Annotated in this window: 15 protein-coding genes; 13 read left to right on the top strand and 2 right to left on the bottom strand. The window is 72.9% G+C overall.

What is annotated here, in order from left to right:
- Window positions 1–111 precede the first annotated feature (111 nt).
- The 6 genes from hmgA to ACFV9O_RS07070 all read left to right on the top strand — a co-directional run bounded on the left by hmgA (window position 112) and on the right by ACFV9O_RS07070 (window position 10,833).
- Window positions 112–1,431: a homogentisate 1,2-dioxygenase gene (gene hmgA, locus ACFV9O_RS07095; RefSeq protein ID WP_385413381.1), complete on the top strand. Its 1,320-nt coding sequence runs from the start codon at window positions 112–114 to the stop codon at window positions 1,429–1,431.
- A 24-nt stretch (window positions 1,432–1,455) separates the two neighbouring features.
- Window positions 1,456–2,205, top strand: coding sequence for a GntR family transcriptional regulator (locus ACFV9O_RS07090; RefSeq protein WP_385413379.1), 750 nt, complete (start codon window positions 1,456–1,458; stop codon window positions 2,203–2,205).
- Window positions 2,206–2,231: 26 nt separating this feature from the next.
- On the top strand, window positions 2,232–3,380 hold the full coding sequence (locus tag ACFV9O_RS07085; RefSeq protein WP_385413637.1) for a type ISP restriction/modification enzyme: 1,149 nt from the start codon (window positions 2,232–2,234) through the stop codon (window positions 3,378–3,380).
- Between the two features lie 72 nt (window positions 3,381–3,452).
- Window positions 3,453–4,646, top strand: a complete 1,194-nt coding sequence (locus ACFV9O_RS07080) for a CaiB/BaiF CoA transferase family protein (RefSeq protein ID WP_385413376.1) — start codon at window positions 3,453–3,455, stop codon at window positions 4,644–4,646.
- Between the two features lie 369 nt (window positions 4,647–5,015).
- Window positions 5,016–9,461, top strand: coding sequence for a Pls/PosA family non-ribosomal peptide synthetase (locus ACFV9O_RS07075; RefSeq protein WP_385413374.1), 4,446 nt, complete (start codon window positions 5,016–5,018; stop codon window positions 9,459–9,461).
- Window positions 9,462–9,525: 64 nt separating this feature from the next.
- Window positions 9,526–10,833, top strand: a complete 1,308-nt coding sequence (locus ACFV9O_RS07070; RefSeq protein WP_385413371.1) for a M1 family metallopeptidase — start codon at window positions 9,526–9,528, stop codon at window positions 10,831–10,833.
- A gap of 241 nt (window positions 10,834–11,074) precedes the next feature.
- On the opposite strand, the gene ACFV9O_RS07065 is transcribed toward ACFV9O_RS07070, so the two are convergent.
- Window positions 11,075–11,341 (bottom strand): hypothetical protein, encoded by a 267-nt coding sequence (locus ACFV9O_RS07065; RefSeq protein WP_385413369.1) that lies wholly within the window; start codon window positions 11,339–11,341, stop codon window positions 11,075–11,077.
- 249 nt (window positions 11,342–11,590) lie between these two features.
- Here ACFV9O_RS07065 and ACFV9O_RS07060 point away from each other — a divergent pair, with 249 nt between their 5' ends.
- The 4 genes from ACFV9O_RS07060 (at window position 11,591) to ACFV9O_RS07045 (ending at window position 17,961) form a co-directional block, all read left to right on the top strand.
- A complete protein-coding gene (locus tag ACFV9O_RS07060; protein ID WP_385413366.1) occupies window positions 11,591–13,129 on the top strand; it encodes a DUF4331 domain-containing protein in 1,539 nt (512 codons plus the stop codon).
- Window positions 13,129–14,442: a tetratricopeptide repeat protein gene (locus tag ACFV9O_RS07055; RefSeq protein WP_385413364.1), complete on the top strand. Its 1,314-nt coding sequence runs from the start codon at window positions 13,129–13,131 to the stop codon at window positions 14,440–14,442. The genes ACFV9O_RS07060 and ACFV9O_RS07055 overlap by 1 nt, the downstream gene beginning before the upstream one ends.
- 221 nt (window positions 14,443–14,663) lie before the next feature.
- Window positions 14,664–16,223, top strand: a complete 1,560-nt coding sequence (locus tag ACFV9O_RS07050) for a sulfite exporter TauE/SafE family protein (protein ID WP_385413362.1) — start codon at window positions 14,664–14,666, stop codon at window positions 16,221–16,223.
- Between the two features lie 58 nt (window positions 16,224–16,281).
- A complete protein-coding gene (locus tag ACFV9O_RS07045) occupies window positions 16,282–17,961 on the top strand; it encodes a serine/threonine-protein kinase (protein ID WP_385413359.1) in 1,680 nt (559 codons plus the stop codon).
- On the opposite strand, the gene ACFV9O_RS07040 is transcribed toward ACFV9O_RS07045, so the two are convergent.
- Window positions 17,945–18,754 carry an SGNH/GDSL hydrolase family protein gene (locus ACFV9O_RS07040; protein WP_385413357.1) on the bottom strand — a complete coding sequence of 270 codons (810 nt, stop codon included), beginning with the start codon at window positions 18,752–18,754 and terminating at the stop codon, window positions 17,945–17,947. The genes ACFV9O_RS07045 and ACFV9O_RS07040 overlap by 17 nt on opposite strands.
- A 171-nt stretch (window positions 18,755–18,925) precedes the next feature.
- On the opposite strand from ACFV9O_RS07040, the gene ACFV9O_RS07035 reads away from it, so the two are divergent.
- The 3 genes from ACFV9O_RS07035 to ACFV9O_RS07025 all read left to right on the top strand — a co-directional run bounded on the left by ACFV9O_RS07035 (window position 18,926) and on the right by ACFV9O_RS07025 (window position 21,610).
- Window positions 18,926–19,354 (top strand): hypothetical protein, encoded by a 429-nt coding sequence (locus ACFV9O_RS07035; RefSeq protein ID WP_385413354.1) that lies wholly within the window; start codon window positions 18,926–18,928, stop codon window positions 19,352–19,354.
- Between the two features lie 400 nt (window positions 19,355–19,754).
- Window positions 19,755–20,567, top strand: coding sequence for a glycosyltransferase family 2 protein (locus tag ACFV9O_RS07030; RefSeq protein ID WP_385413635.1), 813 nt, complete (start codon window positions 19,755–19,757; stop codon window positions 20,565–20,567).
- Window positions 20,564–21,610 carry a glycosyltransferase family 2 protein gene (locus tag ACFV9O_RS07025; protein WP_385413352.1) on the top strand — a complete coding sequence of 349 codons (1,047 nt, stop codon included), beginning with the start codon at window positions 20,564–20,566 and terminating at the stop codon, window positions 21,608–21,610. The genes ACFV9O_RS07030 and ACFV9O_RS07025 overlap by 4 nt, the downstream gene beginning before the upstream one ends.
- Window positions 21,611–21,622 lie beyond the last annotated feature (12 nt).

Here is a 21,622-nt window from a genome sequence, read left to right as displayed (position 1 = left end):
ATCATGCCGCCGACGGGGCGGGCAGGGGATGCCGTTGACGAGGGCCGTCGCGCAATCCTACTGTCGACCATAGGATTCCTTGGACAGGTACCGGACGCATCGGGAGCGCGGATGAGCGGCATCGAGCAGGCGAGGAAGACGGCAGAGGGGCTGGAGTACGTGTCGGGCTTCGGCAACGAGCACAGCTCGGAGGCGCTGCCCGGCGCGCTGCCGCAAGGGCGGAACTCGCCGCAGCGGGCGCCGCTGGGGCTCTACGCGGAGCAGCTCAGCGGCTCCGCCTTCACCGAGCCCCGCGCCCACAACCGGCGCTCCTGGCTGTACCGGATCCGGCCGTCGGCCGCCCACCCCCCGTTCGTACGCACCGACAACGGCGGCCTCCGCTCCGCGCCCTTCACCGAGACCGTGCCCGACCCGAACCGGCTGCGCTGGAACCCGCTGCCCGAGCCGGCGCCCGGGACGGACTGGCCGGCCGGTCTGTGGACGCTCGGCGGCAACGGCGACGCCACGCAGCGCACGGGTATGGCCGTGCACCTCTACCACGCCAACGCCTCCATGGAACGGAGGGTGTTCAGCGACGCGGACGGTGAGCTGCTGATCGTCCCCGAGCAGGGCGGGCTGCTGCTCCGTACCGAGTTCGGGCTGCTGGCCGCCCGGCCCGGCGAGGTGGCGCTGATCCCGCGCGGGGTACGGTTCCGGGTCGAGCTCCTCGACGAGACCGCGCGCGGCTACGTGTGCGAGAACTACGGACAGCCGTTCCAGCTGCCCGACCTGGGCCCGATCGGCGCGAACGGCCTCGCGAACGCAAGGGACTTCCGTGCACCCGTCGCCGCCTACGAGGACGTCGAGGGAGAGGTGGAGGTGGTCAACAAGTTCTGCGGGAACCTGTGGACCGCCACGTACACGCACTCGCCGCTCGACGTCGTGGCGTGGCACGGGAACCATGTGCCGTACGTCTATGACCTGCGGCGGTTCAATGTGATCGGAACGATCTCGTACGACCACCCCGATCCGTCCATCTTCACGGTGCTGACGTCGCCGAGCGACACCCCCGGGCTCGCGGGCGTGGACTTCGTGGTCTTCGCGCCGCGCTGGCTGGTCGGCGAGGACACCTTCCGGCCGCCGTACTTCCACCGCAACGTGATGAGCGAGTACATGGGGCTCATCGAGGGCGCCTACGACGCCAAGGCGGAGGGCTTCGTCCCGGGCGGCGGATCGCTGCACAACATGATGTCCGCGCACGGTCCTGACCGGGAGACCTTCGACCGGGCGAGCGCCGCCGAACTCAGGCCGCAGAAGATCGACGACGGCCTTGCCTTCATGTTCGAGACCCGCTGGCCGGTGACCGCCACCGCTCAGGCGGCGAACGCCGGCCATCTGCAGAAGGGGTACGACGACGTATGGCAGGGTCTTGAGCGCCACTTCCGGTCGTGAGGCCGGATCTGATACGGAGTTGCCGTGACCGCCTTCGCCCCTGACTCGCTCGTCCTGAACCGCAAGCTGCCGCTGTGGTACCAGGTCTCGCAGTCCCTCCGCGCCTCGATACTGGGACGCCTGCCGCACGATCCGCTGCGGCTGCCGACGGAGGAACAGCTCGCCGAGCACTACGGCGTGAGCGTGCTGACCATGCGGCAGGCTCTGAAGGAGCTCGAGACGGAGGGGCTGATCAGCCGGCACCGGCGGCGCGGCACCTTCATCGAACCGGGGGCGCGGCGGAGTGCACCGAGGCGGCTGCTGGGCTCGATCGACGCGATCGTGGCCCAGCAGTCGGGCGAGCGGACGACGGTCCTGGCGCACGGCCCCTCCCCCGTTCCCGTCGAACTCGCCGAGTACTTCACGGACGTGGACGAGATCGTGACGTACCGCAGGCTGCGCTGCGACGGGGAGAGCGGCGAGCCGACGAACTGGGCGGAGAACGCGGTGCGGCCGGACGTCGCCGCCGGGCTGGAGGTCGCGGATCTCGAGCGCTGGCCGATGACGAAGGTGCTGCGGGACGCCGTCGGGGTAAGGATCAGCCGGATCACCGACACGGTGGAGGCGCGGCTGGCCGATCCCGAGACGGCGGACCTGCTCCAAGTGCCGCTGCTGTCGCCGATCCTGCACTACACGGGGGTGACGTACGACGACGAGGGGCGGGTGGTGGATGTGGCGCGGATCCGGTACCGGGGTGACCGGTTCTCGTTCTCGGTGACCGTCGAGGCGGAGTGACCGGCGCCGTGCTGCTCGACGACCTGATGCCCTGGTCCACCGGACCCCTGCGACTCGGCCGGAGCTGGCCGGTCGCTCCCGATGTGCGGACGCTCAGGTCCCGTTGGGACACGCTCGTACGGGCCGAGGGGGACGAACGCCGGGCCCTGTTCCACGAGACACGGGCGCGGGGCCTGCACACCGCCGTCGCCGCACTGCCGGGCCGGTCCACCGGGACGGTGCGGTTCGGGCGCGAGGACGGCCCGTGTCCCGAGCCCGTGCGGATCGTGCACGGCCCGTTCGACGAGCAGTGGATCGTCCCCGATCACCGCCTGATCGATGTCGCCCGGCCCGAGTTGTGGCGCGTCGCCGACGGGCGGCAGCTCTTCGCCGTCGAGCAGGGGTATGTGCCGGGCGCTGCGGGTCCCGCGCTGCTGGTGTCGGGGGTGCTGCCCGAGGGGCGCTCCCCGGCCGGCCGGCCCGGGCGGATACGCCCCCTGTACCGGCGGCCCGGTGGCGTGGAGCCCAATCTGGCGCCGGGCCTGCTGCAGGCGCTGACCCGTCGTTACGGGATCGAGGTCGCGCCGGAGGACGTGCTCGCGTGGGTCGTCGCCGTCGGACAGCCGACGGCCAAGGGGTGTGCCGTGCCGTTCACCTCCGATGCCGCGGTGTGGGCGCGCGGTGTGGAGCTGGGACGGCGGATCGTCGGGGTCCAGCTGAGGGGGGCGCGCGGCGGTGAGCGGCCCAGGCTGCCCGGTGGCCGGCGGCCGTACGTGCGCGCCGCGATTCCGCCGCGGCCCGGAGGGCTCGCCTACGCCGCCGACGAGGAAGCACTGCTGCTCGGTGAGGGGCGGATGGCGCCCGTGCCGACGGAGGCCTGGGAGTTCCAGCTGGGCGGTGTACGGGTGCTCGAGCACTGGTTCGAGCGGCGGACGGCCGAGGCGGAGCCCGGCACGCTGGAGGCGATCCGGCCCGGTGCATGGCCGCAGGAGTGGACCTCGGAGCTGCTGGAGCTGATCACCGTGCTCGCGCTGCTCGGGCAGCTGGAGGCCCGGAGGGCGGAGCTGGGCAAGGAGGTCGCGAGCACGGAGACCGTCGATCCGGTGGTGGCACCGGTGCCCGGGGCGGCCCGGCGGCCGGCCTCGGTGCTCGACCACCACGAGGAGGGCCCGGAGGGGCAGTTCGTGCTGCTCTGACGCTCGGCCGCGGTGGGTCGGCGGCGCCTTCGAGGGTGACAAAGGTGGTACGTACACGGTAGTACGGCTCCCATGAGCCACCCGCTGCCCCTGGACGGCGTCACGGTCGTCGCCGTCGAACAGGCCGTCTCGGCCCCCTTCGCCACGCGCCAGCTCGCCGATCTCGGCGCGCGGGTCATCAAGATCGAGCGCCCGGACGGCGGCGACTTCGCCCGCGGCTACGACACCGCCGCCCAGGGGCTGGCCTCGCACTTCGTCTGGTGCAACCGCGGCAAGGAGTCGCTGGCGGTCGATCTGAAGGATCCGCGGGGCATCGGGCTGGTGCGCCGGCTGGTCGCGGACGCGGACGTGTTCGTCCAGAACCTGGCCCAGGGCGCCGCGCAGCGGCTCGGACTGGATGCGGCGACGTTGTGCGCCGCGCATCCGCGGCTGGTCGCCGTGGACATCTCCGGGTACGGGCCGGACGGGCCGTACGCCCACAAGCGGGCCTACGACATGCTCGTCCAGTGCGAGGCGGGGCTCGTGTCGGTGACCGGGACCTCCGAGCACCCGGTGAAGGCCGGGATTCCGGCGGCCGACATCGCCGCGGCGATGTACGCGCACTCGGGTGTGCTCGCGGCTCTGCTGCGGCGGGCGACGACCGGGCGGGGCGGGGTCGTGGAGATCTCGATGCTGGAGTCGCTCGCGGAGTGGATGGGGCATCCGCTGCACCACGGGATGCACGGGGGCACGGCCCCGGCGCGCACCGGTGTGGCGCATGCCGTCATCTCCCCGTACGACGCCTATCCGACGGCCGACGGCGGACAGGTGCTGCTGTCGGTGCAGAACGACCGCGAGTGGCGGCGGCTCGCGGAATCGGTGCTGGAGCGCCCCGAACTCGCGGACGATCCCGCGTTCGCCACGAACCAGGCGCGCACGGCGAACCGGGAGAAGACCGACGCGGTCGTCGCCGAGGCGCTCGCGCGCCTCACCACGACGGAGGCCCTGGCCGGGCTGGAGGCGGCGGGTATCGCCTGCGCCCGTCTCAACACGATCGCCGACCTGGCCGACCACCCTCAGCTGGTGGCGCGCTCCCGCTGGCGGGAGGTCGCATCCCCCGCCGGGGCGCTGCGGGCCCTGCTGCCCCCGATCACGCTGCCGGGCGGCCCGGACGCGCGGATGGGTGCGATCCCCGCGCTGGGCGAGCACACCGACGCGCTGCTGCGGGAAGCGGGCCTCACGCCGGAGGAGATCGCGGAGCTGCGCGAGGACGGGGTGGTCGCGTGAGCGGCGGCTCGGCCGGGCGGGGCCTCTGACCGGCCGCACGGAGCACCGTCGGTTCAACACCCTTTGTATCCCGTTTTGTTCGTGCCGTTGGACACAGTCGAGATTCACCCGTACGGCTGACACGAAGGCCCGGACCGTCCCCGGCACCGGCCTCCGACCTGTGACGATGCTCGCGAGAGCCCATGTGGGCGACGAACCCCTTACACCGCCCGAGAGCAGGCACAACAGGCGAGTCGAGTGAACGCTGGATAAACTCCCCGTTTGCCGTGCGCGCAACAAGATTACGGAGCGCGACCACCGACCGACGGAGAGCGAGACACGTATGAACGAGACGACGTGCATAGTGCCGGCCGGCGATCGGTGCGCTGCATGACAGTCGCCCCGGAAACCCCGGCCCTCATCGACCCGCTCCTCGACGACGCACCCGAACCGGCGCTCTTCGCCGCCGGGGGCGCCCCGGCCGAACGCACACTCCTCGACATCCTCGACGAGACCGCGTGCCGCCACCCGGACGCGCAGGCCCTCGACGACGGTGCCGCGCCCCTCACCTACCGCGCCCTCCTCGACGAGGTCGAAGCACTCCGCCTGCGGCTCGCCGATGCCGGGATCGGCACCGGCGACCGGGTCGGCGTACGCGTCCCTTCCGGGACCGCCGATCTCTACGTCTCGATCCTCGCCGTACTCGCGGCCGGCGCGGCGTACGTCCCCGTCGACGCCGAGGACCCCGACGAGCGCGCCCAACTCGTCTTCGACGAGGCCGCGGTCGGCGCCGTGATCGGCGCGGACCGGACCGTCGTGGCACGCGGCGCGACGGCAGGGGTCACGGGCCGGCGCCCCGGCCCGGACGACGACGCCTGGATCATCTTCACGTCCGGCTCCACGGGCAGGCCCAAGGGCGTCGCCGTCACCCACCGGAGCGCCGCGGCCTTCGCCGACGCCGAGGCGCGGCTCTTCCTGACGGACGCCCCGCTCGGTCCGGGCGACCGGGTCCTCGCCGGGCTCTCCGTCGCCTTCGACGCCTCCTGCGAGGAGATGTGGCTGGCCTGGCGGCACGGCGCATGCCTGGTGCCCGCCCCCCGCTCCCTCGTACGCACCGGCCTCGACCTCGGCCCCTGGCTCATCGAGCAGCGCATCACCGTCGTCTCGACGGTCCCCACACTTGCCGCGCTCTGGCCGGCCGACGCGCTCGACGACGTACGCCTGCTGATCTTCGGCGGCGAGGCGTGCCCGCCCGAGCTGGCCGAGCGCATGGCCGTCGCGGGGCGCGAGGTCTGGAACACCTACGGCCCCACCGAGGCCACTGTCGTTGCCTGCGCGGCCCCGCTGACCGGCGCCGGGCCGGTACGCATCGGCCTGCCCCTGGACGGCTGGAAGCTCGCGGTCGTGGACGCAGGTGGCGAACTCGTCGCCATGGGCGAGACCGGCGAGCTCTTCATCGGCGGCGTCGGCCTGGCCCGCTACCTGGACGCGGCCAAGGACACCGAGAAGTACGCCCCCCTGCCCGCACTGGGCTGGGACCGCGCCTACCGCAGCGGGGATCTCGTCCGCGCCGAGCCGGAGGGCCTCATCTTCGTCGGCCGCGCCGACGAACAGATCAAACTCGGCGGCCGCCGCATCGAACTCGGCGAGATCGACGCAGCCCTCCAGGCCCTCCCGGGCGTGGCCGGCGCAGCCGCCGCTGTCCGCACGACGGCAGCGGGCCACCAGCTCCTGGTCGGCTACGTGGTGCCGGTCCGCGACACGACAGCCGCCGACGCGGCCCTGGCTGCCGACGGGCAGGGCGGCGCGCCCGGAGTCGGTGACGATGCCGTGTCCGGCGCCGAAGACGTCACGGCTGCGAACTCCCGCCCGTCGGACGCCGACACGCCGGCCAGCGCCGGATCCCTGCCGTCCGACGCCACCGGCCCGGACGCCTCGGTGTCGGACGCCGATCGCGTACGGACCCCGAGCTCCCGCCCCGCCGAAGCCCACATGTCCGCCGACGCGGCAGCCGCCCTGTCCGGCAGCGCGGCGGACATCACCGGCCCGAATGGTGCGGGCTCGGATGCCGATCGAATCCAGGCCCCGGACTCGCGGCCCGCCGACGCCGAAGCGTCCGCGACTCCCGCGGGTGGGGCCGGCTCGACAGCCGTGCCGGATGCCATCGTTTTCGCCAGTGCCGCGCCGGATACCGACGCCGATCGCCTCGAGGCGGCGGGCTCACGTCCGGCGGCCGGTGAGGCGGACGTGCCCGCCGGCACCGGCGCCGGCACGGGCGGCGTCGAGGCCGCGGAATTCGCCTCCGGAACCGGCGGCGACGTCGGCGCGTTCGACGTCGCCGATGCGCTCGCGCGGCTGCGGAAGGAGCTTCCCGCCGCCCTGGTGCCGCTCCTCGCCGTCGTGGACGATCTGCCGACCCGGACCTCCGGAAAGGTGGACCGGAACGCGCTGCCGTGGCCGCTGCCGGATGCGGCCGACGAGGCGTCCGACGACGAGGCCTCGTTCAGTGAGGCCGAGGCGTGGCTCGCCCGGCAGTGGCGTGAGCTGCTGGGCGCGCCCGTCACCGGGGTCGACGCCGACTTCTTCGCGAGCGGTGGTGGCAGTCTCGCCGCCGCGCAGCTCGTGTCGCGGATCCGGGAACGCTACGGCACCGGGTCCGTCGGCGACATCTACCAGCACCCGACGCTCGGCGCGCTCGCGCGGACGCTGGAGAACGCGACCGCCGGGAAGACGAAGGTCCGTGCCGTGCGGCCGGTGGCGCGGACGGCCGGGGTCCTGCAGGTGTTGCTGCTGCTGCCGCTGCTCGGTGTCGCAGGGCTGCGCTGGGGCGTGGTCGCCGCGGCCGTCAACAACGTCGTCGGGCTGCCCTGGGCGCCCACCGTGTCCTGGTGGTGGGTCGCGCTCGGCTGGCTGCTGTTCGCCAGCCCGCCCGGGCGGATCGTGGTCGCGGCGGGCGGAGCGCGGCTGCTGCTGCGCGGGGTTCGCCCCGGCACGTACGCCCGAGGCGGCCGCACCCATCTGCGGCTGTGGACCGCGGAGCGGCTCGCCGAGCTGAGCGGTGCGACCGGTCTCGCCGGCGTGTGGCTCACGTACTACGCACGGGCGCTCGGCGTCCGCATCGCCGACCACGTCGATCTGCACGCGCTGCCGCCCGTCACCGGCATGCTGCGCCTCGGCAAGGGCGCCGCCGTCGAGCCCGAGGTGGATCTTTCGGGCCACTGGCTGGACGGCGACCGGCTGCACATCGGCGCCGTACGGATCGGGGCGGGTGCCACGGTCGGCGCCCGCAGCACGCTCTTCCCGGGCGCGCGCGTCGGCAAGCGCGCCGAGGTCGCCCCCGGATCCGGCGTGACCGGAACCGTCCCGGCGGGCGAGCGCTGGGCGGGCGTACCGGCGTCCCGCAAGGGCAAGGCCAACCGTCGCGCCCCCGAACGCCGACCGGTGCGCCGACGCCGCTGGACGGCCGTCTACTCCCTCACCTCCCTCGGCCTCACGCTGCTGCCCGCCCTCGCGGTGCTGCCCGGCCTGCTGGTGATCGGCGCCTTCCTGCGCGGCCGTACGGCCGTCGGCGAGGCGTCGGCGGCCGCCCTGGCCGCCGTCCCGCTCGCGACGGTCGCCGCCATGGGCACGTACGCGCTGCTGATCCTCGTCGGCGTCCGCGCACTCGGCATCGGGCTGCGCGAGGGCTACCACCCGGTCCACGGCCGGATCGCCTGGCAGGCATGGGCCACCGAGCGGCTGATGGACATGGCGCGCGTGCACCTCTTCCCGCTGTACGCGAGCCTGTTCACGCCCGTGTGGCTGCGGGCGCTCGGCATGAAGGTGGGCCGCGGCGTCGAGGCGTCGACGGTGCTGGCGCTGCCGGCGATGACCACGGTCGGCGACGGCGCGTTCCTCGCCGACGACACGATGGTCGCGAGTTACGAGCTCGGCGGCGGCTGGCTGCACATCGCCGAGGCACGCGTCGGCAAGCGCGCCTTCCTCGGCAACTCCGGGATGACGGCTGCGGGCCGCCGGGTGCCGAAGCGAGGCCTGGTGGGCGTGCTGTCCGCGACCCCGAAGCGGGCGAAGCCGGGCTCATCCTGGCTCGGCATGCCGCCGATGAAGCTCCCCCGGGCGGCGGAGGAGGGCGACCGGAGCCGCACCTACGCCCCGCCGGCGCGGCTGAAGTGGGCGCGGGCGTGCGTCGAGCTCTTCCGGGTCGTCCCCGTCATGTGCGGCGCGGCGCTCGCCGTGCTCGCCTTCGTGGCCTTCGACCTGCTGGCCGGCCGGTTCGGGCTCGCGGTCGCGGTGCTGAGCGCCGGCGTGCTGCTGGCGGCCGCGGGCGTGGTGGCCTGCCTGGTGGCGGTCGCGATCAAGTGGCTGCTGGTCGGCCGGTTCCGGGTGGTCGAGCATCCGCTGTGGTCGTCGTTCGTGTGGCGCAACGAGCTCGCCGACACGTTCGTGGAGGTGCTCGCCGTGCCGTGGCTGGTCGGCGCGACCGCCGGTACGCCGCTGATGAATCTGTGGCTGCGCGGCCTCGGCGCCCGCGTCGGCCGCGGCGCCTGGTGCGAGACCTACTGGCTGCCGGAGGCCGACCTCGTCACCGTCGGCAGCGGCGCCAGCGTCAACCGGGGCTGTGTCGTGCAGACCCACCTCTTCCACGACCGGATCATGCGCATGGACAATGTCGTCCTCGGAGCGGGCGCGACGCTCGGTCCGCACGGCATCGCGCTGCCCGGCGCGGTGATCGGGGACCGCGCGGCGGTCGGTCCGGCTTCGCTGGTGATGCGCGGGGAGAGCGTTCCCGCGGACACCCGCTGGCTGGGCAACCCGATCGCGGCATGGAAGCAGTGAGCACGGCATCAGCGAGCACGGGCGCGACAGCGCAGCACAGGGCACTACCGGAGGACGCACGACGGTGACGGATTCGTACCTGCCGCAGCACGGCGACAGCGGCTACCGGACGACCGAGTACGACCTGGAGCTGGACTACCGTCCGCACACCGGCCGGCTCGCCGGCCGGGCCAGGATCAGCGGCGTCGCCGAGCGTGCACTGCCCGAGGTCGTCCTCGACCTCGGGCAGTTCCGGCTCACCAAGGTGCTGGTGGACGGCGGCCGCCCGGCCCGGTACACGCATCGCGCCGACAAGCTGCGGATCCGTCCGTCGCGGCCGCTGCGCGCCGGGGCCTCGTTCACCGTGGAGGTGCGCTACACCGGCGTCCCGCACCCCGTCCGTACGCGCGACTGGGGCGACCTGGGCTGGGAGCAGCTGGAGGACGGGGCACTGGTGGCCTCCCAGCCGAACGGTGCGCTGTCCTGGTTCCCGTGCAACGACCGCCCGGACGACAAGGCGCCGTACCGGATCGCGGTGACCGCGCCGTCGCCGTACACGGTGGTCGCGAACGGCCTGCTCACCTCCCGTTCGATCAGCGCCTCGACCACCACCTGGGTGTACGAGCAGCCCGCTCCGATGGCGAGCTATCTCGCGACCGTCCAGATCGGGCCGTACGAGCTGGTCGAGGTGGAGCACGCGGGTGCGGTGCCCCAGCCGGCCGCCGTGCCGCGGGCGCTGCTCGGCCGGTTCACGCACGACTTCGCCCGGCAGCCGCAGATGATGACGGTGTTCACGGACCTCTTCGGCCCGTACCCCTTCGACGACTACGCGGTGGTGGTGGTCGACGAGGAGCTGGACGTGCCCGTCGAGGCCCAGGGTCTCTCGATCTTCGGCGCCAACCATGTCGACGGCCGGCGCGGCAGCGAGCGCCTGGTCGCGCACGAGCTGGCCCACCAGTGGTTCGGCAACAGCCTGACCGTCGCCGACTGGCGGCACATCTGGCTCAACGAGGGCTTCGCGAAGTACGCCGAGTGGCTGTGGTCCGAGATGTCCGGCGGCCCTTCGGCGTCGGCCCTGGCGGCCAAGTCCCGGGCCCGGCTCGCGCTGATGCGGCAGGACGTCAGGATCGGCGATCCGGGTCTGCGACGGCTGTTCGACGACCGGGTCTACGAGCGGGGTGCGCTCACGCTGCACGCCCTGCGCACGGAGATCGGGCACGCGGCCTTCGTGGGGCTGCTGCGGGAGTGGACCGCGACCCACCGGCACGGTGTGGTGACCACGGAGGAGTTCATCGCTCTCGCCCGCCGGCACTCGGCGCGACCGCTCGACAAGCTGTTCACGACGTGGCTGTACGAGACCAAGCTGCCGGTCCTGCCGCAGCAGCGCCGCTGACACGCGCGTGCGGGGGCGTACGGTGTCTGCCCGGTGCCATGCACGCGGGCCTGGGGAGGGGGTGGGAGCCCCCGTACGACGTATCGACGGGGGCTCAGGAACCGGGCGTGCGGGGAGATCGGGACGTGACGGGGGTGTTCGGGTCGGGGTGGTCGCCGCGCAGGCCGGGCGGAAGCGCGGGGGACGGGTGCGCGTGAACGGTCACGCGAGCCCGGCACCGCGGGTCGGCCACCCCGCCGGGCTACTGGCCGCGGCTGCCGAACAGCGAGCGCCGCAGCCTGCGCAACGGCGCGAAGAGCGAGACGCGCGCGCTCTTGCTCTTGTGGGTGTGCGCGACATCACGCGTCGTCAGCTCACGCATCAGCGACGTCGCCTCGGCCGCCTCGACCTGCGGGACGGCAGGGCCGCCCAGCACCGAGAGATGGCGGTCGAGGCGCGAGCTGGTCGCGCTGCTCCCGCATGTGATCGCAGGCACTCGCGGCCTGCTGCGCACCGTTATCTGTTCCATGTCACTCCCCACCCGTACGAGGGCACCCGGCCCGGGCAGGTTAACCCTATCGCCCCGCAATGACACTCGTGTATCCCGGTCGCAGGATTCACCACACTCGTACGGGTGTTGACGACTACTCACCGAATACATCTGATTCCAGGGCGAGTTGGACAGTGACGCAACGGCGACCAATCCGCCGGCCCCCTGTCTCCGAATGCAGGTCACCAGGCACTTCCGGATACCTCGCTCAGGAACAGGACGGATGCGATGACCACTGTGAAAAGGAGCGCACGGGGGCGCAAGAGTCTCGCCGCGCTCGTCTGCGGTGCGCTGGCCGCCGGGGGGCTCGCGGCCGCCGGCGTCACCACCACCCTGGCGCCGGGGGCGGCGAACGCCTCCAGCCACCGTGAGGCGCCGCTGGTCTCGGGCCAGCCGCAGTACGACAACACCGACGTGTACGCCTTCGTGAGCCCCGACAAGCCGGACACGACGACGATCGTCGCCAACTGGCTGCCGTTCGAGGAGCCCGCGGGCGGGCCGAACTTCTACCGGTTCGCCCAGGACGCCCGCTACGACATCCACATCGACTCCGACGGGGACGCACAGGGCGATCTGCTCTACCGCTGGACGTTCAAGGACCACGTACGCAACGGCGACACGTTCCTGTACAACACCGGCCCGGTGACCAGCCTCGACGACCCGGACCTCAACATCACGCAGACGTACGACATCGAGCTGCTGCGGCTGCGGAACCAGCATGTGATCTCCACCACGAAGATCGCCGACGACGTGCCGGTCGCCCCTTCGAACGTGGGCAAGGCGTCCATGCCGGACTATGCGCAGCTGCGCGAGCAGGCGATCCGCCAACTTCCCGACGGCAGCACGGCATTCGCCGGACAGGCGGACGACCCGTTCTTCCTCGACCTGCGCGTCTTCGACCTCCTGTACGGAGGCGACCTGTCTGAGGTCGGCCGGGACACGCTCAAGGGCTACAACGTCAACACCATTGCCCTGCAGGTGCCGTCGGACCACATCCGGCAGTCCGTCGGGCAGCCGGTGATCGGCATCTGGTCGACCACGCACCGCAGGAACGCGAGCGGTCACTGGACCCAGGTCTCGCGGCTCGGGATGCCGCTCGTGAACGAGGTCGTCGTCCCGCTGAAGGCGAAGGACCGCTTCAACGCGTCGTCGCCCTGGAACGACGCGGACTTCCTGCCGTTCGTCACCGAGCCCGAACTGCCGAGGCTCATCGAGGCCATCTACAAAATCGATGCTCCGCAGGAGCCGCGGAACGACCTCGTGTCCGTGTTCCTGACGGGTGTGAAGGACCTGAACCAGCCGCCGAACGTCCGGCCCGCCGAGGCGTTGCGCCTGAACACCGCGATCCCGCCCTCCTCCGAGCCGAAGCGCCTCGGTGTGCTGGACGGGGACAACGCGGGCTTCCCGAACGGGCGTCGGCTCACCGACGACGTCATCGACATCTCGCTGCAGGTCGTCGAGGGCGAACTGCTCGGCCAGAAGAACGACTTGGGCGACGCGGTGGACGCCAACGACCAGCCCTTCGGCAAGAGCTTCCCGTATGTCGCACTGCCGGCATCGGGGTCGAACGGCCCGCTCGCACAGGGGCAGGGGCAGGACGGCGGGAACCGGAGCCAGCTGGACGGCGGCGCCGAACTGACCGCGTCGGCCGGCGACAACGGCACGCTGGTCGCCGCCTCGCTGGCGGCCGCGGGCGCCGGGATCGTGCTCGTGGGCCTCGGCCTGGCGTGGTGGCGCATGCGCCGGCGCGGCAGGGCGGCGCTGTGATGCCCGTCGCGGGCGGGCGGACATGGCGGCTCGTGGCCGGGGTGGCGGGGCTGGCGCTCGCGCTGACGGCCGCGGGAGCAGTCGTGGGCGGTGCGGGCGAAGGCCCCGCCGCCCCGGCGGCGGCCGCGGGGCCGGTGGCCGGGCCGGCCGGGCAGAGCGTCCGATCGTTGCAGGCGCGTCTGAAGGCGCAGCCGAAGGACGCTGCCGCCTGGGCGGCGCTCGGGGCCGCGTACGTCGAGGAGGCCAGGGTCAGTGGCGACCCGTCGCGCTATCCGCAGGCGGAGGAGGCGTTCGTACGCTCTTTGCGGCTGCGTCCGGACGACAACGCCGAGGCGCTCGCCGGGCGGGGCGCCCTCGCCGCTGCCCGGCACGACTTCCCGGCTGCACTGAGGGACGCGGAGCGCGCGCTGGCCGTGAACGCCTACAGCGAGCGTGCCCTCGCCGTACGGATCGACGCGCTCGTCGAACTCGGGCGGTACCGCGAGGCGTTGGGGGCGGCGGAACAGGCGGACGCGCGCCGGCCCGGCATTCCCGTCTTCACACGTTTCGCGTACGTCCACGAGCTGCGCGGCGACACCGCCGAGGCGCGGCGGGTGCTGGAACTCGCCCTGGGCTCGGCCGCCCGCCCCGCGGACGTCGCGTACGCGGCGACCGCGCTCGGTCGGCTCGCCTGGCAGGAAGGCCGGTATGCGCAGGCCCTGCGCCACTGCGACCACGCGCTGAAGGCCGAGCCAGGGAACCTGGAGGCACGGGAGTGCCGGGCCCGCGCGCTCGCCGGGAAGGGTGATCTTCCAGCTGCGGTCCAGGAGTTCGAGACCGTCGTCGACCGCGCACCGCTTCCGGCGCGGCTTGTCGCGCTCGGCGAGCTGTACGAGGCGACCGGGCAGCGCGAGCGGGCCGCTGAGCAGTACGCGGTCCTCGGCACCTGGACCGGCCTCGCCCGCGCGGGCGGGGTCAACCCCGACCTGGACACCGCGCTGGCCGCCGCCGACCACGGCGACCGCGCAGCCGCTCTGCGGGCCGCCCGCGCCGAGTGGCAGCGCCGCCGCACGGTCCACACGGAGGACGCGCTGGCCTGGGCGCTGCATCGGTCGGGCAGGTCGGACGAGGCGCTGGGACACGCCAGGAAGGCGACCGCGACCGGGTACCGGAACGCGGTGTTCCTGTACCACCGCGGAATGATCGAGCGTGCGGTGGGCGACGAGGCGGGCGCGCGAACGTCCCTGTCCCGGGCGCTGGCGCTCAACCCCGGCTTCTCGCCGGTGGGTTCACGAGAGGCGCGGCGCGCGCTGGACGCGTTGGAGGGGTCATGAGGCGGCGTGCCCGATCCGAGCCCGTCCGGCGGTTGCGGACGGACACGTGGGTCCGCCCGACGGCACCGGGTGCGTACCGAGCCCGTCCGGCGTTCGAGGACGGACACTCCGGGTCACCGGACGGTGGCGGGCGCGCCCCGGGGGGTCCGGGGGCGAAGCCCACGGTTCGGCAAGGGGCGTGGAGGGGACGGCTCCGCAGGAGGCTCAGCGGCCTCGTCGCGGTGCTCGCGGCCACCGTCGCCCTGCTCGCCGCCGGCGCCTCCCCCGCCGCCGCGCACCCCCTCGGGAACTTCACGGTCAACCGGTACGACGGGCTCGTCGTCGGCGAGGGCGAGTTGAGGGTCGACCACGTGGAGGACCTCGCGGAGATCCCGACCGCCCGGATCCGGCCGGAGGCACGTTCGGAGGGTGAGCTCGCGGCGTGGGCGAAGACGCGGTGCGAGACGGCCGCGCGGGAGCCCCGGGTACGGGTGGACGGGCGGGCCGTGGCGGTGCGGACCGGGGCCGCACGGGCGGAGATCCGTCCGGGTCAGGCGGGGTTGCCGACCCTGCGCGTGGAGTGCCGGATGTCGGCCCCGCTGCCGGACCGCGGGGCCACCGTGGACTTCCGGGCCGGCACCGGCGGGCCGGGCTGGCGGGAGATCACGGCGCGGGGCGACCGTACGACCCTGACGTCGTCCGACGTGCCCCGGGACACCGTGTCGCGCAGGCTCTCCACGTACCCGGACGGCCTGCTCGACTCCCCGCCCGACCGCACGACCGCGACCCTGACGGTCCTACCGGGCGGCCCCGCCCTGGCGGAGGACGCGGCGACCGCCGCACCCCCGTCCGTGCTGCCGCGCGGCGTCGACCGCTGGACGCAGGCCCTGACCGGACTCGTCGAGCGGCGCGAGCTGACGCTCTCCTTCGGCGCGCTCGCCCTCGCGATCGCGGTCGGCCTCGGCGCCCTGCACGCTCTCGCCCCGGGGCACGGCAAGACCCTGATGGCCGCGGCAGCGGCGGCGGGCGGGCGGAGCTCGCTGCGCGACGTCCTGGCCCTCGGCGCCTCCGTGACGGTGACCCACACCCTCGGCGTGTTCGCGCTGGGGGCCGTCGTGACGGCGGGCGCGGCGGTCGGCCCGTCCGTCGTGGGGTGGCTGGGCATGGCGAGTGGTGCGCTGGTCACGGTGGCGGGTGCCCTGCTCGTACGCCGGGCCTGGCACCACCGCGCGCACGAGCACGGGCACGGGCACACCCACATCCACTGGCCGGGCACCGGGCACGCCCACAGCCACGACCACACCCACGCGCGTCCCGACGACACGCCGGTGCCCGCGCACGACCACGGGCACGGGCACGGGCAGGAGCACGGGCACGGGCACGGGCACGGGCACGGGCAGGAGCACCCACACCCGCACCCCCACCGGCAGGGCACCGCCCCCACCCGCAGCCGGCCGCTCCGCCGCACCGTCCTCCTCGGTTTCGCCGGAGGCCTGGTGCCCAGCCCCTCCGCCGTCGTCGTGCTCGTCGGCGCCGCTGCTCTCGGGCACGCCTGGTTCGGTCTGCTTCTCGTCGTCGCGTACGGCGCCGGGCTCGCCCTCACGCTCACCGCCGCGGGCTTCGCCGTCGTACGGCTCGGGGCGCGCGCGGCCGGATGGCTGGCGCGGCGGCGGGCCGGAGGGCGGCCCGCGGGGCGGTTCATCGGCTTCCTTCACCGCACCGCTCCGCTGAGCACAGCGGTCGCCGTGTTCGTACTCGGGTGTGGATTGCTGTTCAGGGGGGCCGCAGGGGCCATCAGTTGAGCTAGCTTGGAGGGGTTTCCACCGTGATGGTCGCTCTGCTGCGGATGGGGGGCTCGTGATGAGCGAAGTGCCGGGCGGCGGCCGGGACGGCCATCGGGACGACGAGGGGCTGATCGCGGGGCGCTACCGCCTGCTCGACCGGCTGGGCGAGGGCGGCATGGGCGTCGTGTGGCGCGCCCGTGACGAGGTCCTCGGCCGCGAGGTCGCGGTCAAGGAGGTCCGGGCGCCCGAGGCACTCGGCACCACCGATGTGCGGCGGCTGTACGCACGCCTGGAGCGCGAGGGCTGGGCGGCCGCCCGGATCTCGCAGCGCAATGTGGTCACGGTCTACGACGTGGCGTCCCACGACGGCCGGCCGTGGATCGTGATGGAGCTGATCCGGGGGCTCCCGCTGTCCGAGGTGCTCGACGCCGAGGGCCCGATGCCCCCGCGGCGCGCCGCGCACATCGGGGCCGAGGTCCTCGCCGCGCTGCGGGGCGCGCACGAGGCGGGGGTGCTGCACCGCGACGTGAAGCCCGGGAACGTGCTGCTCGCCAACGACGGACGGGTGGTGCTCACGGACTTCGGGATCGCGATGGTCGAGGGCACGTCGAATCTGACGATGACCGGTGAGCTCGTCGGATCGCCCGAGTTCCTCGCCCCGGAGCGGGCGCTCGGGCGCACTCCTGGCCCGGAGTCGGATCTGTGGTCGCTCGGGGTGCTGCTGTACGCCGCGGTGGAGGGGGTCTCCCCCTTCCGCCAGGACACGCCGCTGAGCACATTGCGGGCGGTCGTCGACGAGGAGCTCCCGCCGCCGCGCCGGGCGGGTGCGCTGGCGCCGGTGATCGCCGGGCTGCTGCGGAAGGACCCCGCGGAACGGATGTCCGCGGAGGAGGCCGAGCGCGAGCTGCGGCTCGTGGGCGCCGGCGGCACACCGCGTACCGGCTCCACTCCCCTGCCGGCCTCCGGTCCGTCCGCCCCGACGGTCACCTCCCCGGCCACGCCGGCGACACCGGCCGCACCCGTGGGCGGCTTCGGGCCGCCCACGCCGCCGACGGGAGACACCCCCGTCCCGTCCGGCCGGCCTCGACGGGCCACGGCCGCACTGGTCGCAGGGATCGTGGTGCTGCTCCTGGCGATCGGCGGTCTCGTCTACGCGCTCGTGAACAACGGGGGCAACGGCAACGGCGGCAACGGCAGCGGCGGCGCGAACAACGGTGCGACGGACGGCGGCACCGCGAACGGCGGCGTCACCCCCGGCCCGGCCACGACCGCGGAGAACTCCCCCGAGGACACCCCCGGCACGCCGGGCACCACGGACAGCGCGAGCGCCGGCGGCCACAGCTCGCCCGCGCCCCGGCCACCGCAGACCGTGCAGGTGTACGTCCAGGCCGTGAACGGCAGCTACAGCGGCACCTGCCCGCCGCCCGAGGCCGCTGCGCCCGCTTTCCGGGCGACGGTCACCGTGGGGCGTACGCCCGCCTCCGTCTCGTACCGCTGGGTGACCGAGAGCGGCAGGACGTCCGACGGGGACTGGAAGACACTCGACTTCCCCTCCGGGGAAGGGAAGTCGCAGCAGGTGAATCACATCGAGCTGACGTATGCGGAGAACGCGGTGCACCACGACCGGATCCGGCTGGAGGTCCGGAGCCCGGTCGAGGCGCGATCGAACTGGGTGGCGTTCTCGGTGACGTGCGAGGAGGAGACCCCGACGGGCGAGCCCTCCTATCCGGTGGATTCGCTCACACCGCAGAACTGAACCGGGGCAGGTAGCCGCTGGACTGTCCGGTTGCGGTGGGGTGGTACGACTCGCTGATGTTCAGCCAGTTGACGCTGTGCAGCCATGCGGCGCCGGAGCAGATCTCGTGCCCGGTGAAGGCCGGGACGACATCGGCGAAGGTGAATCCGTGGTCGGCGGCCCGCTTGGCGATGGCGGCGTTGAGGTGGTCGGCGCCGCCGTTGATCGCGGCGCGCTCGTTCTCGCTCAGGCCGGCGATGCAGCTGCCGCCCAGTTTGTAGAAGCGGGGGTAGCCGAGGACGACCACGTGTGCCGCCGCCGCTCTGCTCCTGATCGCCGAGTACACCGAGTCGAGACGCCCGGGCAGGGTCGTGTCGACGTAGCGCTTCGCCTCCTCGACGCGGGCGATGCAGGTGCTCTCGGACTGCAGGACGCAGGTGGTCATGACGTCGGCGAAGCCGGCGTCGTTGCCGCCGATGGTGATGGAGACGAGGTCGGTCGCGGAGGTGACGGGGCCGAGCTGGTTCGCCGTCACATCACTCGTACGAGCGCCCGAGCAGGCGGTGAAGGCGAAGGAGGAGGGTGAGTTGGCGGCCGCCCAGAGGGCGGGGTAGGCCCGGTTGGTGCGCTTGCAGTCGCCGCTGGAGCTGATGTAGGAGCCGGCTCCGAGGCCCGAGGAGTACGAGTCGCCGAGGGCCACGTAGTCCAGTGCTGCCGCGCTCCCGGCGGCCTGCGCCTGGCCCGCTCCGGTGAGAGCGAGGACGGCGCCGAGGAGGAGTGAGGATGAGAATGCCGCGATTCGGGACAGTTTCATGGAACCTCCCTTTAGCAGGATCTCTGCCTCAACTGTCGTAGCACGCCCCATAGTTCACCGGAAGTGTCCATGCCAAGAACAATCGGGAGCCGGTGCCCACTTCTTGACGGACCGTCGGGCGCACCCCAGCATGGATGCACGCATCTGGCGCCTTGGGGGGCAAAGTCGCCCATGCAGACGATCACCAGCAAACCGGACTTACGGCCGGACCTTCGACGGGATCCCCGACGGGACCTCCGACCGGACGTACTGCCAGTACTCGCGGGGGGAGCCGCGGCCGCGTCGGGGGTCGGCGCGGCACTGGCGCTCGCCGGCGCCGACTCACCGCTGCGCGCGCCGCTGGCGCTCTTCTATCTCCTCGTCGCGCCGGCCGCCGGACTCGCCGCGGCACTGCGCCCGTTGGCACGGCCGGCCCGGCTCGTCCTGTCGGCGGCCGGCGCGGTCCTCATCGATCTTTCCCTCGCCCGGTCGCTGCGGATCCTGGACATCCATTCCGTCGAGGCCGGTGTCACATCCGTCGCAGCGATCACTTTCCTTCTCTTTCTCATCGGAATACGGAACAGGCTTGTGCATTTCAGCCCGGGAAGGAAAAAGAAGTAGAAACGTGAGACCTCGGTCCAGGTCTTGTCATACAGTCCCAATCATCAATACCGTCGTACATCCACCCGCAACGGTCCATCACGCAAGGCGACTCCAGGGGAGGAGTCGAACGTCGCGATGAGGCCCGAGCGGAGCGCGGTAGGGGGGTGCCGTGTTCGGCCGTGTCATTCCGCATGCGCCGATTCACGGGCCGCGCGACCAGCAATGCCGACTCACCCAACGTGCACGGAGATCCGTGCCGTCATGACCGGGGTGAGAACCCCCCTTTCGAACCGGACACTCATCCGGACCGCCCGGGGGCGGGCGGTCCACCGGACGAGAGGGAAACCGACTCATGAGCTCGTTCCTGCGCCCGGCGGCCTCGGGGAACACCGCCGCGGCTCCGGCCATGGCCACCGCCATGGCCACCGCCACCGCCACCGCCACCGCCACATTGGGCCGAATACCGTCCCAGTACCGGCCGATCTCCTCCCACCTCGCGATCACGCCGCCCGTCAGCGTCGTGATCCCCGCCATGAACGAGGCGGAAAATCTTCCGTACGTCTTCAAGACGCTCCCGGAATGGATCCACGAAGTCGTCCTCGTCGACGGCAATTCCACGGACGACACCGTGAATGTCGCCCGGGAACTGTGGCCCGACGTCAAAGTCGTCAAACAGGCCGGAAAGGGCAAGGGCGACGCGCTCATCAGCGGCTTCGCCGCCTGCACCGGCGACATCATCGTCATGGTCGACGCGGACGGCTCGGCCGACGGCCAGGAGATCGTCAGCTACGTCTCCGCCCTCGTCGGCGGAGCCGACTTCGCCAAGGGCTCCCGCTTCGCCAACGGCGGCGGAACGGACGACATGACGCCCATCCGCAAACTCGGCAACCGCGTCCTGTGCGCCGTCGTCAACGCCAAGTTCGGCGCGCGCTACACCGACCTCTGCTACGGCTACAACGCCTTCTGGCGCCACTGCCTCGACAGAGTCACCCTGGACTGCACCGGCTTCGAGATCGAGACCCTGATGAACATCCGGGTGGTCAAGGCCGGACTGCGCGTCCAGGAAGTGCCCAGCCACGAGTACCTGCGCATCCACGGCGTCAGCAACCTCAGCGCCGTACGGGACGGTCTGCGGGTCCTCAAGGTGATCCTGAAGGAGAAGAGGGTCCGTCGCCCGGTGCGCCGCACGCCCGCCATCACCCTCGAGGCGCCGCGGGGAGAGGTCTCTTGAGCGACCGGACGTACTCCGTGGTGATCTGCGTCTACACCGAGGACCGCTGGGAGGACATCCTCGCGGCGGTCGACTCGGTGCGGCAGCAGTCCCTCCCGGCCCTGGAGACCCTGCTCGTCGTCGACAACAATCCGGTGCTGCGGGAACGCCTGAGCAGGGAGTTCAAGACCGACGGGGAGATCGGAGCGGAGGTGCGGGTGCTCGCCAACGCGGGCCCCCGCGGCCTCTCCGCGGGCCGCAACACCGGAATCGCCGCGGCGCGCGGCGAGATCGTCGCCTTCCTCGACGACGACGCCGTGGCCGAGCGCGACTGGCTGCGGTACTTCGACGAGGGCTACGACGATCCGCGTGTCGTGGCCGTGGGCGGAAGGACCCTGCCTGCCTGGGCGTCGGGCCGGCGGCCCGCCTGGTTCCCGGAGGAGTTCGACTGGGTCGTCGGCTGCACGTACCGGGGTCTGCCCCCGGGACGTGTGCGCGTACGCAACGTCCTGGGCGGGAACGCCTCGTTCCGGCGCACGGCCTTCGACGCCGCGGGCGGCTTCGCCACCGGCATCGGACGGGACGGCGACAAACGGCCGCTGGGCTGCGAGGAGACCGAGCTGTGCATCCGCCTCGGCCGGGCCCTCCCCCACGCCGTCCTGCTGATCGACGACCGCGCCGTCATCCACCACAAGGTCCCGAAGGCCCGCGAGCGCTTCGGCTACTTCCGTACGCGTACGTACGCCGAAGGCCTCTCCAAGGCCCTCGTCGCCCGCAGTGTCGGCAGCGCGAAGGGCCTGGAGTCCGAGCGCCGGTACACCACGCGGGTGCTCCCGGCGGGCGTCGCGCGCGGACTGCGCGACGCTCTGCTGGGCAGACCCGGCGGGGCGGGCCGGGCGGCCGCGATCGTGACGGGCGTCGCCACCGCGGCGGCCGGGTACGCACTGGCGAACGTGCGCACCCGCTCCGGAGTGGCGTTCTCCCACGGCCCGATCGCCGCGTACGCGCCGAGCGCGGGACACACGCAAGGCCCGGTCGTGTCAGTAGGTGAGTCGTCGCCGTGAACCAGGCCGTGA

Source organism: Streptomyces sp. NPDC059909, assembly GCF_042730885.1.
In the GTDB taxonomy this organism is placed as follows: domain Bacteria; phylum Actinomycetota; class Actinomycetes; order Streptomycetales; family Streptomycetaceae; genus Streptomyces.
The sequence above is the reverse complement of the archived record's forward strand: the minus strand, read 5'-3'. Positions and strand labels throughout refer to the sequence as shown.